General features: G+C 60.5%; 14 protein-coding genes and 1 pseudogene. 6 read left to right on the forward strand and 9 right to left on the reverse strand.

Annotation, left to right across the window (positions count from 1 at the left end; genetic code table 11):
* The 6 genes and pseudogenes from rpsL to Q0O19_RS11875 form a co-directional block, all read right to left on the reverse strand.
* A pseudogene (rpsL, locus tag Q0O19_RS11850) lies at window positions 1-86 on the reverse strand (30S ribosomal protein S12); the annotation flags it as partial.
* Between the two features lie 137 nt (window positions 87-223).
* Complete coding sequence (locus Q0O19_RS11855) at window positions 224-1,342, reverse strand: D-alanyl-D-alanine carboxypeptidase family protein (RefSeq protein ID WP_295523260.1); 1,119 nt, start codon at window positions 1,340-1,342, stop codon at window positions 224-226.
* A gap of 86 nt (window positions 1,343-1,428) precedes the next feature.
* Entirely contained in the window at window positions 1,429-2,055 is a 627-nt protein-coding gene (locus Q0O19_RS11860) for an alpha/beta hydrolase (protein ID WP_295523237.1), read from the reverse strand.
* The gene (locus tag Q0O19_RS11865; protein WP_295523239.1) at window positions 2,055-2,399 is read right to left on the reverse strand and encodes a (2Fe-2S) ferredoxin domain-containing protein; all 345 of its coding nucleotides are present in this window, start codon (window positions 2,397-2,399) and stop codon (window positions 2,055-2,057) included. Before Q0O19_RS11865 ends, Q0O19_RS11860 begins: the two co-directional genes overlap by 1 nt.
* Before the next feature lie 25 nt (window positions 2,400-2,424).
* The gene (locus tag Q0O19_RS11870) at window positions 2,425-3,540 is read right to left on the reverse strand and encodes a VanZ family protein (RefSeq protein ID WP_295523241.1); all 1,116 of its coding nucleotides are present in this window, start codon (window positions 3,538-3,540) and stop codon (window positions 2,425-2,427) included.
* Window positions 3,541-3,548: 8 nt separating this feature from the next.
* Window positions 3,549-3,977, reverse strand: a complete 429-nt coding sequence (locus Q0O19_RS11875; RefSeq protein WP_295523243.1) for a CopD family protein — start codon at window positions 3,975-3,977, stop codon at window positions 3,549-3,551.
* 326 nt (window positions 3,978-4,303) lie between these two features.
* On the opposite strand from Q0O19_RS11875, the gene hemB reads away from it, so the two are divergent.
* Window positions 4,304-5,308: a porphobilinogen synthase gene (gene hemB, locus Q0O19_RS11880; RefSeq protein ID WP_295523245.1), complete on the forward strand. Its 1,005-nt coding sequence runs from the start codon at window positions 4,304-4,306 to the stop codon at window positions 5,306-5,308.
* Window positions 5,309-5,312: 4 nt separating this feature from the next.
* Entirely contained in the window at window positions 5,313-6,437 is a 1,125-nt protein-coding gene (locus Q0O19_RS11885) for a magnesium transporter CorA family protein (protein ID WP_295523247.1), read from the forward strand.
* Window positions 6,438-6,472: 35 nt separating this feature from the next.
* Here Q0O19_RS11885 and Q0O19_RS11890 read toward each other — a convergent pair whose 3' ends face one another.
* Together Q0O19_RS11890 and Q0O19_RS11895 are read right to left on the reverse strand one after the other, a co-directional pair.
* Window positions 6,473-7,162 carry a dienelactone hydrolase family protein gene (locus Q0O19_RS11890; protein WP_295523249.1) on the reverse strand — a complete coding sequence of 230 codons (690 nt, stop codon included), beginning with the start codon at window positions 7,160-7,162 and terminating at the stop codon, window positions 6,473-6,475.
* A gap of 27 nt (window positions 7,163-7,189) precedes the next feature.
* The gene (locus Q0O19_RS11895; protein WP_295523250.1) at window positions 7,190-7,792 is read right to left on the reverse strand and encodes a 2-hydroxychromene-2-carboxylate isomerase; all 603 of its coding nucleotides are present in this window, start codon (window positions 7,790-7,792) and stop codon (window positions 7,190-7,192) included.
* A gap of 74 nt (window positions 7,793-7,866) precedes the next feature.
* Between Q0O19_RS11895 and Q0O19_RS11900 the strand changes: the two genes are divergently transcribed.
* From Q0O19_RS11900 to Q0O19_RS11910, 3 genes are read left to right on the forward strand one after another with little or no spacing between them, the layout of a single operon-like run.
* Window positions 7,867-8,613 carry an SDR family oxidoreductase gene (locus Q0O19_RS11900; protein WP_295523252.1) on the forward strand — a complete coding sequence of 249 codons (747 nt, stop codon included), beginning with the start codon at window positions 7,867-7,869 and terminating at the stop codon, window positions 8,611-8,613.
* Entirely contained in the window at window positions 8,613-9,080 is a 468-nt protein-coding gene (locus Q0O19_RS11905; protein ID WP_295523254.1) for a MaoC family dehydratase, read from the forward strand. Before Q0O19_RS11900 ends, Q0O19_RS11905 begins: the two co-directional genes overlap by 1 nt.
* 22 nt (window positions 9,081-9,102) lie before the next feature.
* On the forward strand, window positions 9,103-9,738 hold the full coding sequence (locus Q0O19_RS11910) for a MarC family protein (protein WP_295523256.1): 636 nt from the start codon (window positions 9,103-9,105) through the stop codon (window positions 9,736-9,738).
* A 4-nt stretch (window positions 9,739-9,742) separates the two neighbouring features.
* Here Q0O19_RS11910 and Q0O19_RS11915 read toward each other — a convergent pair whose 3' ends face one another.
* Entirely contained in the window at window positions 9,743-10,678 is a 936-nt protein-coding gene (locus Q0O19_RS11915; RefSeq protein WP_295523262.1) for a LysR family transcriptional regulator, read from the reverse strand.
* A gap of 139 nt (window positions 10,679-10,817) precedes the next feature.
* Here Q0O19_RS11915 and mmsA point away from each other — a divergent pair.
* On the forward strand, window positions 10,818-11,918 hold a 1,101-nt coding region (gene mmsA / locus Q0O19_RS11920), incomplete at its 3' end, for a CoA-acylating methylmalonate-semialdehyde dehydrogenase (protein WP_295523258.1).

Consider the following 11,918-nt stretch of genomic DNA (forward strand, 5'->3'; position numbering starts at 1 on the left):
TGTGGAGAGTTTTGCATCGCAGGGCTTTTGGACTTGATCGTTTCGACCTCGCGCCCCTGACGCACCAATTGATTGATGGTTGGCATTGTTTGTAACGTCCCTAAACGTTGAATTTTGACAAAAGAAACTTCCCCGCCCCAAAAGCGGAAAAGCCCGCCAGTATAACCGCCTGACGGGCCGAGGGCAAGTTATCCACAAATGAAGGTGGTTTGCCCGCCTCAAATCACCTGATCCACAGGCGAAGCGCATCCCAGGCGCGACCCCAAACACCCGCTTCTTCTACCGGCTCCAAAGCAACCAAGGGCACTTCAAACAACAACTGGTCTGCGCGCAGCACTTTCAATCGGCCCACAGTTTGGCCTTTGGCGATGGGCGCGACCAGTGGTTCCGGGCGTGCCACCTCGGTTTTGATTTGGGCGGCCGAACCGGAGGGCACAGCCACGACCAAGGGCTGGAAAGAGCCCAACTTCACGACAGGCGACTTGCCTTTCCAGACTGGTGGACTCAGCACTGGCTGGCCTGCATCAAACAGTTTCACCGCATCGAACGCGCTGTAACCCCAATTGAGTAATTTTTGGCTTTCGTTGGCCCGGGCGTTTTCACTGTCGGCCCCCAACACCACCGACAACAGGCGGCGCGAACCCACATTTGGAAAATCTCGCTGGGCTGTGGCCACGAGACAATAACCAGCGGCTTTGGTGTGGCCGGCCTTCAAGCCGTCGACCGTGGCGTCGCGAAACAGCAACAAGTTCCGGTTGCTGTCGTTGGCGACGGGCGAGCCTTCATAACGGTACTTTTTGATCGCGTAAAAAGGCACATATTCCGGAAAGTCGCGCATCAAGCGCATGGCCAACACACCGAGATCGCGTGCCGTGGTGGTGTGTCCGGGCTCGGCCAAGCCATCCGGGTTGCGGAATCTGGAGTTTTTCATCCCCAAAAACTGGGTCTGATCGTTCATCATTTGAACAAAGCGCTCGACACTGCCGCCCACCCCTTCGGCAAGCGCCACCGTGGCGTCGTTGCCCGACTGCACGATCATGCCTTTGATCAGATCCTCCACTGGCACCCGCATTTTGGGGTCGATGAACATGCGCGAGCCAGGCATTTTCCAAGCCCGCTCAGACACCGGCAAGGTTTGCTTCAGGTCAATTTTGCGGGATTTGAGGGCATCGAACACCAAATAGGCCGTCATCAACTTGGTCAAAGAAGCGGGCTCCACCGCCATGTCTGGGTCTTTGGCGGCCAACACCTGGTTGGCGGTGACGTCGATCAACAAATAAGCCCTGGCGGCGACATCTGGAGCTTGGGGCATTTGCGCCTGCGCATTCCAAGTGAGCACCATACAAAAGGCCGCTGCAAGGATTTTCAAAAATAGGCGCATGGGGTTTGGGGGTGTCTTGTGCCGCCCCTGAAAGGCAGTACCGAAAATCAGGCGCGCAGGTGGCGCGCCACCAAAGTTTTGAGCAAGGGCAATTGTCCGTGAAAGAAATGCTCAACGCCGGGAATCACCGTGATGGGCAAGGATTGGGGTCGGGCCCAATCCATCACACTGGCCAGTGGGACCGTGTCGTCTTGCTCGCCATGCAAGACCAAGGTTCTCTCGTGCAGCTCTGCCGCCACAGATGCAACATCAAAACGTGCGGCAGCCGTGCCCACCAGCACCAACTGTTCCGGACTGCGCACAGGCGCCAAGGCCTGCACGACATGGCTCGTCACGAAGGCACCAAATGAAAACCCTGCCAATGCCAAAGGCCCTGCCGGGGCCACTTGCTCGATCACGGCCAGCATGTCGGCGGCTTCGCCTCGGCCTTCGTCGTAAGTGCCAAGACTCGCGCCCACCCCTCTAAAGTTGAAACGCACAGCCCGCCAACCGCACTGCACAAATGCTCTGGCCAAAGTTTGCACCACCTTGTTTCGCATGGTGCCCCCAAAAAGCGGGTGAGGGTGCGCAATGACGGCCGTGCCTCTGACTGCGGCGTCTGCAGGGGCATCACACAAAGCCTCCAGGGTCCCGACCGGACCTTGCAAAGTCATCGATTGAGTGGCGGCGTTCATCAGCGCCCCAAATGCTCGGGTGTGACCAAGCGCTCCACCACTTGGCCGTTTTTCAAGTGGGACTCGACGATCTCATCAATGTCGCTGGCGTCCACATAGCTGTACCAAACACCTTCGGGATAGACCACGGCCACAGGCCCCCCGGCACAACGGTCCAGGCAACCCGCCTTGTTGACCCGCACTTGCCCCGGCCCGGCCAAGCCCAGGTCTTTGACGCGTTTTTTGCAATGGTCAAACGCTGCTTGCGCACCGTGTTGTGCACAACACGCTTCGTCGTTCTTGCGTTCATTCAAGCAAAAGAAAATGTGGCGCTTGAAATAGGGGCTGGTGTTTTCTGTGGTCATGCCTGAATTCTAGGCTGGCCTGCGCTCAACTTTCTGAAGCCCTGCCCGGTGAAGACAGTCTCTGAACCAAATACAGCAACAAGGCATAAGGCCACAACCAGCCCAACCACTGGATCAACCCATGAAACCGGATGAATTGCCCTTGTTCCCAGGTCTGCAAGGTCAATGCAAAGTACGCATCGGCCGAAGCGTTGTTGAGCAAGCTCAACTGCCACACCAAGGCGGCCAAGGCCAAAACCCAACACACCCGTGCGGACCGAAAAGACATCACCGCCACGCCCAAAACCCCCAACAACAAGCCAGACCTCACTTCGCTGCTGACCCAACCCCATGCGTGGGCGGGGCCATAGGTGAGCGCCGCCGACAAGGCACTGGCCATGCAAGCCACCACCACCGCCACCGCCGCCAACACGATGCGTTGGCGCCATTCGCGCAACACCCCAAAAGCCAGCAAACAAGGCAGCATCAAGCCAATGGCCACACACAAAATTTCGCTCATCGGCAGCAAAGGCTCCAGTTCCACTTCGCGCAATGGCAACCACTCCAGCCAAGGCGTGTCTTCCAGCCAATGGGCCAAGCCGGTTTCTGTGCGCTCGAACACCTGGCCCAGGCCAAAGGTCACAGGTGCCGGAAACAACAGGGCCAAGGGCCAGACCGCCAGCAAAGCCAGCGCCCCACTGGCATCGCTCACAAACCAACGGTCACGAAAACGGCTCCAGCGGTCCAACAAGCCCACCCACTCCAAAGCTCGCGCCATAACAGCACCAGCCAAAGCCCCCAAAATATTCAATGCAGCATCCACATTCGACGGCACACGCACAGGTAAGAACATTTGCAAAGACTCCAGCGTCAATGACAGCGCCAACGCCGCCAAGGTGCTCAACACCACGGCTGGCCAATGCGGCCGCGTCCTGTTCAAGGCCAAAGCCAGCAAAAACCCGAAAGGGGCATAACCCAGCACATTGGACAAGACATCAAATCCCGTCCAATAACGCGGCAAAGGTGCCGTCAAAAAAGCCCAAGGAGCGATGCCTTGTACGCGCCACTGGTCAAAGGGATAGAGGCTGGCGTAGAAGATCAAGACCGTGTAGATCCAGACCAAAGGCCAAGCGGCCGTTTTGCGCAAAGGGGATGTGCGCATGCCGACCCTTAAAACGGCTTGACGACCACCAAAATCACCGCCGCGAACATCATCAAGACCGGGGCTTCATTGAACCAACGGAACCAAACATGGCTGCGTTGCATCTGGCCTTGTGAGAATTTGCGCAAGATCCCACCACAGGCGTGGTGGTACCCGATCAGTGCCAAGACAATGACCAGCTTGGCGTGCATCCAACCTTGCCCTGGGCCTAGCCCAACGCCGTAATACAGCCACAGCCACAAACCCAGCACCAAGGCCGGAATCGCCAACAGCGTCATGAACCGGTAAAGCTTGCGGGCCATCAACAGCAAGCGCTCTCGCTCGGCCACAGACTCTGGCTCCACCATGGCCAAATTGACAAAAATACGCGGCAAATAAAACAAGCCGGCGAACCAGCTGGCGATGAAGACGATGTGAAGGGCTTTGATCCAGAGCATGGTGCAAGTGTAGTCAGAGATGGCTGAACAAGCACAGGGGAATGGCAAGCCCCAAAAAAAACCCCCGGCCAAAGGCCGAGGGTGGCAAGCCTGTTGGCGTTACCGCATCCAGGCCCCGCTCAGGGAGGTAAAGCGGGAGGCAGCAAGCTGCCCGACAACCAATTTATCAAATATCAAAACTGATAACAAGTGTGAATTTGAATTTAAAGATATTTTTGATATTTAAATCACAACTTCAGCAGGATGACTGCCTAAAGGACGCCTGAGCGACTGCGCACCCCGTTGCAACTTTGGCAATCCCAGGGAGTTCAGGCACAATTTTCGGCATGAACCCCACCGCTCCCTTCCCTGCCAACCGCCCACGGCGCCTGCGCCGCGATGACTTCACCCGCAACCTGGTGCGCGAACACCTGGTCACGCCACATGACCTGATCTACCCCGTGTTTGTGCTGGATGGCCAAAACCAGCGCCAGCAAGTGGGTTCCATGCCCGGCGTGGAGCGGCTGAGCCTGGACCTGCTGCTGCCCGTGGCCGAAGACTGCGTGAAACTCGGCATCCCGGTGATGGCGCTGTTCCCAGTCATCGACACCCGCCTCAAAGACCCCACAGGCAGCGAAGCCAAAAACCCCGATGGGCTGGTCCCGCGCGTGGTGCGCGAACTCAAAAAACGCTTCCCCGAATTGGGCGTGATGACCGATGTGGCGCTGGACCCTTTCACCAGCCACGGCCAGGACGGCTTGCTCGACGACACCGGCTACATCTTGAACGATGAAACCACCGAAGTGCTGGTGCAGCAAGCCCTGACCCAGGCCGAAGCCGGTGTGGACATGGTCGCCCCCAGCGACATGATGGACGGGCGCATCGGCGCGATCCGCCAGGCGCTGGAAGCACGCGGCCTGATCCACACCCGGATCATGGCCTACAGCGCCAAGTACGCCAGCGCCTTTTATGGACCCTTCCGGGACGCGGTCGGCTCGGCTGGGAACTTGGGCAAGAGCAACAAAAAGGTTTACCAGATGGACCCCGGCAACAGCGACGAAGCCCTGCGCGAAGTCGCCATGGACCTGGCCGAAGGCGCCGACATGGTCATGGTCAAGCCCGGCATGCCCTATTTGGACATCGTGCGCCGCGTGAAAGACGAGTTCAAGGTTCCCACCTTCGCTTACCAGGTGTCGGGCGAGTACGCCATGCTCAAGGCCGCTGCGCAAAACGGCTGGCTGGACCACGACCTGGTGATGATGGAAAGCCTGTTGGCCTTCAAACGTGCCGGGGCCGACGGGGTGTTGACTTACTTTGCACGCGACGCGGCCCGCTTGATCCGCCAAGGCTGAGGCGGTGCGGGTCTTCACGGTTTCTGGGCAACAGATCCAAGCCGGACTGGCCTTACCACGGCAATTGCCTGAACAGGGCTATGTCTGGATCGCCTGTTCTCGTGAACGCTTCCAAGACGAATTGGTCTTGATTCAGCAAACACTGCAAGCGCTGACAGGCCATACCTTGGTCGACCTGCACGTGTCGGACTTGCTGAACGCCCAATTGCCTTCACGCTTTGATTACAGCTTGCATTACGACCTGATGGTTTTTCGCAGGCTGGCGCAACGGCCTGGCAGCAGCGCTCAAGAGCCTGGCAATGGCCTGAAACTGCAAGGCGGTAAAAGGTCTGGCCCGCCCGTTTTACACCGCATCGACACCAGCCCGGTGGGCTTTGCCGTGTTTGACCGTGTGCTGCTGAGCGTTCACCCGGCCAATTGCGCCGTACGGGAAGCCTATGCCAGCCGACTGCTGGCCAGCACGCAAGACCTGGACGACAAGGACCTGCGCTCCACTGGCGCCCGAGGCGTGCCCAGCAGCCCGGCCGACATGATGCTGCGCATCGTCAGCCAGATGGTGGACAGTTACCTCGATTTGCGCCGTGAACTCAGCCGCCAACTTGACCATTGGCAGGCCGAGTTGCTCAGCCCCCTTACCCGATTCAACCGATGGGACGCCCTGTTGCAGGCCCGACTGGCTTTGCACCAGATCGAAGCCCTGTGCGACGACCAGCGCACCGCCATTCAAGCTTGGACCGAGTCGCTCAACAACTGGCGGATCAGCCCCGAAAGCGACGCCGAGCACGAACACGAGTTGCTCAAAATCCGCAGCCGCGACGTGCTGGAGCACATTGACCGGGTGGTCCAACACGTGCGGCGTCTCGAGCACAACACCGAAACCAGCGTACAAATGCACTTCAGCGTGCAGAGCAACCGCACCAACGACACCATGCGCACCCTGACGGCCTTGACCGCCATCTTTTTGCCCCTGAACCTGATCGCTGGCATTTTTGGCATGAACTTCGAGTTCATGCCCTGGCTGCACCGGACCAGCGGTTTTTGGTGGACGATGGGCGGCATGGTGACCATCGCCCTCGTGATGGGGCTGGTGTTCTGGCGCAAACGCTACATCGCCAACACGGGCGATTGACACCGCCCCTCAGGCCAGGCGCTTGAAACCAAGCATCAGCCCAAGTGCTGCTTGAAAAACACCAGCGTGCGCTCACGGGCCAATTGGGCCGATGGGGCATGCCAGGCACCGCGTTGGTCGCAGTTGAAGCCATGGTGCGCCGCATAGGTGTGCACCTCGACCTCGGGATGCGACTTTTTGAAGGCTTCCACGGTGTCCATCGGGATCCACTTGTCTTCCTCGGCAAAGTGCGCCAACACCGGCACCTGGGTTTGGCGGGCGATTTCGGCTTCGGTGGTCACGCCCCCGCCGTAATAAGGCGCAGCAGCGCTCAAACCCTTGAGCGTGCATGCCGCTCGCCAAGTCAGCAAACCGCCCCAGCAGTAACCGACGATGCCGACCTTGCCGCCCGAAGCCTTGGCCGCATGATCGATCGCGGCCTGAATGTCCTGCATCACCCCGGGCGCAGGCAGAGCCTCGACCGCGGTCTTGTAACCAAAACCTTCGCCCATGTCCGCCTCGCTGTAACCCAGCTCCACGCCGGGTTTGGCACGGTGAAAGGCCGCTGGTGCCACTGCCCAGTACCCCTGGGCCGCATAGCCATCGCACACGTTGCGGATGTGGCTGTTGACGCCAAAAATCTCCTGGATCACCACCACCGCGCCCTTGGGCGCGCCCGCAGGTTGCGCTTCGTAAGCAGGCACCACGGTGCCGTCCACCGCCTGCAGTTCAATCATCTTTCCCATGTTCATTCCTTGGTTCGGTTCAACACATCAAGAACTCAAGGCCCGCTCGACAAAGTCCAGCCGGTCTTGACCCCAAAAAATCTCGCCATCGATCACATAACTGGGGGCACCAAACACCCCGGCATCGATGGCTGCCTGCGTGTCAGTTTCATAACGCTCTTGTACGGCTTGGCTGTGCGACTGCTCCAGCAAAGCGGCAGGCAAACCCCGCTCGGCCAGCAACTCGGCCAGCACTTTCTCATCGGCGATGTTGCGCTCCTGCGCCCAGCACGCCGCAAGCACCGCACCGGCCACCTGCATGGCAGCCGCTGACCCTTGCGCCAGATCGGCGGCGATGATGAGCCTGGCCGCATCGTCACCGCTCACCGGAAAGTACTTGGGCTTGAGGTTGATTGGCGCTTTCAGGTGCTCGCTGAAGCGCTGCAACTCGACCAAGCGATAGGCCTGGCGCTGAGGCGCGCGCTGCCCCAATGGCAGCCCGCCCGAGATCGGAAAGACCTTGCCACCCAGGTCGATGGGCATGACCCGCAATGCCGACCCTGTGCGCGCAGCGATTTCGGCCAAGCGTTGGTGCCCCAAGTAAGCCCATGGGCTTTGGGGGGCGAAGTAATAGTCCACTGTGTGACCCATGCGGTCTCCTGGCTGGTTTATTGTGTGATGGTGCGGTTTTATCCGTTTTACAAACATCTTGCAGGAGTGAGCGAATGAACAAAGTCTTGTTGGTGACCGGCGGCAGCCGGGGCATTGGTGCTGCCACCGCCTTGTTGGCGGCCACTCAGGGTTGGACCGTGGCGGTGAACTACACCGCCAACTCGCTGGCCGCCGATGAGGTGGTGCGCCAAATCCGCGCCTCGGGCGGCCATGCCATCGCCGTGCAAGCCGATGTGGCCGACGAAGCGCAGGTGCTGCGCATGTACGAGCACATCGACGCCAAGCTGGGGCGCCTGACGGGTCTGGTCAACAACGCGGGCGTGGTCGACGTCTATGCCCGCGTGGCCGACATGAGTGTCGAGCGTCTCAAACGCATGTTCGACATCAACGTGATGGGCAGCTTGATTTGCGCCCGCGAAGCCTTGCGCCGCATGAGCACCCGCTACGGCGGCGAAGGCGGCAGCATCGTCAACGTCTCGAGTGCCGCTTCCCGCCTGGGCTCACCCGGCCAGTATGTGGATTACGCCGCAGCCAAAGGGGCGATTGACGCCTTCACTTTGGGCCTGGCCAAAGAAGTGGCCGCCGAAGGCGTGCGTGTCAACGCCGTGCGCCCGGGCCTGATCGACACCGAAATCCACGCATCCGGCGGCCTGCCCGACCGCGTGAAAGACCTGCAGCACCTGGTGCCCATGCAGCGCGGCGGCACGGCCGATGAGGTGGCGCAAAGCATTGTCTGGCTCCTGTCGGACGCCGCCAGCTACACCACCATGAGCCTGATCGACGTCTCTGGGGGCCGCTGATGGCGGAGTTCAAGTACTACTGGGAAGACTTTGCGGTAGGCGAGGTGCGTGATTTGGGCACCATCTCTCCCACCCGCGAAGAGATCCTGACCTTTGCCCAGCAGTTTGACCCGCAACCATTCCATCTGAACGACGAAGCGGCCAAAGCCTCGGTGTTTGGGGCGCTGTCGGCCAGCGGTTGGCACACCTGCTCGATGGCCATGCGGCTGATGGTGACCAACTTTTTGAACGACTCCTCCAGTCTGGGTTCGCCGGGTCTGGAAGGCATCAAATGGCTCAAGCCCGTGTACCCGGGCGATACCCTGCGACTGCAAAGCACCATGCTCGAGACCAAACCCATGAGCAAGCGCCCGGATGTCGGCATGACGCGCAACCTGTGGGAAATGTTCAACCAGAACGGCGACAAAGTGCTGCACATGGAAGGCTGGGGCATGTTCAGAAGGCGCACGCCAGCGCCAAGCCCGTGAGCCAGCAGGGCACAATGGGGCGATGGACACCAAACCGCTGATCACCCTACTGGCCATCGTCAACCCACTGGCCTGCGTGCCGTTTTTCATCCACTACACGCAAGGCTTCAGCCCAGCCCAGCGCAAAAAGACGATTTGGGTGTCCGCCTTTTCAGCCTTCGTGGTGATTGCGGCCAGCGCCCTGCTCGGTTTGCAAATCCTGGAATTTTTTGGCATCTCACTGGCCAGCTTTCAGGTGGGCGGTGGCATGTTGCTGTTGACGGCCGCACTGTCGATGCTCAACGCCCAACCGGCCGAAGCCCGGGCCAACGCCGAAGAAGTCCATGACGCCGAAGCCAAAGCCGCCATGGGGGCCAGCATCGCCGTGGTGCCGCTGACCATCCCGCTGCTCACCGGCCCGGCCACCATGTCCACGGTGGTGATTTACGCCGAAAAAGCCAAGAACTTCGCCCAACTGGGCACCCTGGTCGGCTACGGCGTGGTCATTGCCTTGGCCACCGCGCTGTGCTTTTCGTTGGCCGGCCCCATTGCCCGGGTGCTGGGCCGCACCGGCATCAACGTCATGACCCGCCTGATGGGTTTGATCCTGGCGGCGCTTGCGGTCGAAGTGATGGCCGACGGATTGCACAAGCTGTTTCCGGTGCTGGCTGGACACTGAGCTCTCAGCAAAACCCCCCTGCCAGCCCTTCACGCAAACACGCCACCAGTGCCGTCACAGCCCGGGGCACATGCGGGGCATAGGGGCGGATGGCGTAGATGGTTTCGGCAAATGCCCCCACCGGTTTCCAGGCAGGCAGCACGCGCACCAACTGGCCTTTGCGCAATTCCGCTTGGGCGCTGAAGTCGGGCATCAGGGCAATGCCAGCGCCGGTCAAAGCGGCTTCGCGCAGCGCTTCACTGTTGTTGGCGGCGAAATTGCCGCTCACCGGCACCGTGATGCGCTCACCCACTTGTAAAGGCTTTCGTGGCTCGAAGGTCCATGCGGGACTGTCTTGAGAACGGGGGTAATGCAGGCAGTTGTGGGCTTGCAGCGCTGAGGGGCTTTTCGGTTCACCCCATTGACGGAGGTAAGCGGGGGTGGCCAACAGCACCGATTCGGTGGTGCACAGCGCCCAAGCCACATGGGTATCGGGCGGGCGGGCGGTATGGCGGATGGCCAAGTCGTAGCCTTCCGTGGCCAAGGCGCTCAGGCGGTCGGACAGGTCCAACTCGATGCGCACATCAGGAAAGTCTTTCAAGAAAGCGGCGAACAGCGGCACCAGTTGCTGGCGCGCAAAGGCCACCGGAGCCGTCACACGCAGCAAGCCACTGGGCTGTTCGGCCAGATCGCGCACTTGGGCAAAGCTTTGCTCGATCTGCTCGAAGGACGCACGGGTGTCGTCCACCAACTTTTGTCCGGCTTCAGTCAGACGCAGGCTGCGGGTGGTGCGCTGCACCAGGGTGACTTTAGCGGCACGTTCCAACTCGGCGATGCGCTGGCTCATGGCGGCCTTGCTCACACCCAGCCGAGCGGCGGCGGCGGTGTAACTGCCTTGTTGGGCCAGCACGCCCAGCCAGTGCAAGTGCGCCCAGAGGGTGTTGATTTTTTGCTCTTCCATGGATGTATTGTTCATTATTTTGAACAATCAATTCAGTTTCAAGGGCTTGTGGGGCATAGCCGGGGTGCCTAAACTGACTAGGTTGTCATCGATTTGCGCGCGCTGGCGCGTACTCCCACATTCCCAACGAAAGTCCAACATGAGCATTTCCAACATCGGCCATTACATGGCCGGTCAAGTCGCCGCAGGCACTTCGGGCCGCAGCCAGCGCGTGACCAACCCCGCCACCGGCGCCGTGACCGGCCAAGTGGCTTTGGCCAACAGCGCCGAAGTGGCCCAAGCCGTGGCCGCTGCGCAAGCGGCCTTCCCCGCCTGGGCCGACACGCCACCGCTGCGCCGGGCCCGCGTGATGTTCAAGTTCCTCGAACTGCTGAACCTGCACAAGGACGAGCTGGCCCACATGATCACCGCCGAGCACGGCAAGGTGTTCACCGACGCCCAGGGCGAGGTCTCGCGCGGCATCGACATCGTGGAATTTGCCACCGGCATCCCCCAGCTGCTCAAGGGCGACTTCACCGACCAGGTGTCCACTGGCATCGACAACTGGACCCTGCGCCAGCCCCTGGGTGTGGTCGCGGGCATCACGCCATTTAACTTTCCGGTGATGGTGCCCATGTGGATGTTCCCGGTCGCCATTGCCGCAGGCAACACCTTCATCCTCAAACCCAGCCCGACAGACCCCAGCCCATCGCTGTTCATGGCCGAGCTGCTGAAAAAAGCCGGTCTGCCTGACGGGGTGTTCAACGTGGTGCAAGGCGACAAAGAAGCCGTGGACGCGCTGCTGGAGCACCCCGATGTGAAGGCCATCAGCTTTGTGGGCTCCACACCGATTGCCAATTACATCTATGAAACCGGCGCCCACCACGGCAAACGTGTTCAGGCCTTGGGTGGCGCGAAAAACCACCTCGTGGTCATGCCCGACGCCGACATCGACCAGACCGTGGACGCGCTGATCGGCGCTGGCTACGGCTCGGCCGGCGAGCGCTGCATGGCGATCTCGGTCGCAGTTCTGGTGGGCGATGTGGCCGACAAAATTTTGCCCAAGCTGATCGAGCGCACCCAAGCGTTGCAAGTGCTCAACGGTGAAAACCTGGCCGCCGAAATGGGCCCCATCGTGACCGACGCGGCGCGTCAACGCATCAAAGGCTACATCGACGCGGGTGTGGCCGAAGGTGCGAAGCTCTTGGTCGACGGCCGCAACTTTGATGGCGCGAAAGCCGGTGCCGGTTGCGAGCAAGGC

The organism is Limnohabitans sp. Rim8, from assembly GCF_945869175.1.
Taxonomy (GTDB): domain Bacteria; phylum Pseudomonadota; class Gammaproteobacteria; order Burkholderiales; family Burkholderiaceae_C; genus Limnohabitans_A.

Bases quoted from the DNA above. Each gene is read 5' to 3' on its own strand.
- Q0O19_RS11855 (WP_295523260.1), bottom strand. From the start codon at position 1,342: ATGGTGCTCACTTGGAATGCGCAGGCGCAAATGCCCCAAGCTCCAGAT.
- Q0O19_RS11895 (WP_295523250.1), bottom strand. From the start codon at position 7,792: ATGGGTCACACAGTGGACTATTACTTCGCCCCCCAAAGCCCATGGGCT.
- Q0O19_RS11915 (WP_295523262.1), bottom strand. From the start codon at position 10,678: ATGGAAGAGCAAAAAATCAACACCCTCTGGGCGCACTTGCACTGGCTG.
- Q0O19_RS11870 (WP_295523241.1), bottom strand. From the start codon at position 3,540: ATGCGCACATCCCCTTTGCGCAAAACGGCCGCTTGGCCTTTGGTCTGG.
- Q0O19_RS11905 (WP_295523254.1), top strand. From the start codon at position 8,613: ATGGCGGAGTTCAAGTACTACTGGGAAGACTTTGCGGTAGGCGAGGTG.
- Q0O19_RS11865 (WP_295523239.1), bottom strand. From the start codon at position 2,399: ATGACCACAGAAAACACCAGCCCCTATTTCAAGCGCCACATTTTCTTT.
- Q0O19_RS11890 (WP_295523249.1), bottom strand. From the start codon at position 7,162: ATGGGAAAGATGATTGAACTGCAGGCGGTGGACGGCACCGTGGTGCCT.
- hemB (WP_295523245.1), top strand. From the start codon at position 4,304: ATGAACCCCACCGCTCCCTTCCCTGCCAACCGCCCACGGCGCCTGCGC.
- Q0O19_RS11910 (WP_295523256.1), top strand. From the start codon at position 9,103: ATGGACACCAAACCGCTGATCACCCTACTGGCCATCGTCAACCCACTG.
- Q0O19_RS11860 (WP_295523237.1), bottom strand. From the start codon at position 2,055: ATGAACGCCGCCACTCAATCGATGACTTTGCAAGGTCCGGTCGGGACC.
- Q0O19_RS11875 (WP_295523243.1), bottom strand. From the start codon at position 3,977: ATGCTCTGGATCAAAGCCCTTCACATCGTCTTCATCGCCAGCTGGTTC.
- Q0O19_RS11900 (WP_295523252.1), top strand. From the start codon at position 7,867: ATGAACAAAGTCTTGTTGGTGACCGGCGGCAGCCGGGGCATTGGTGCT.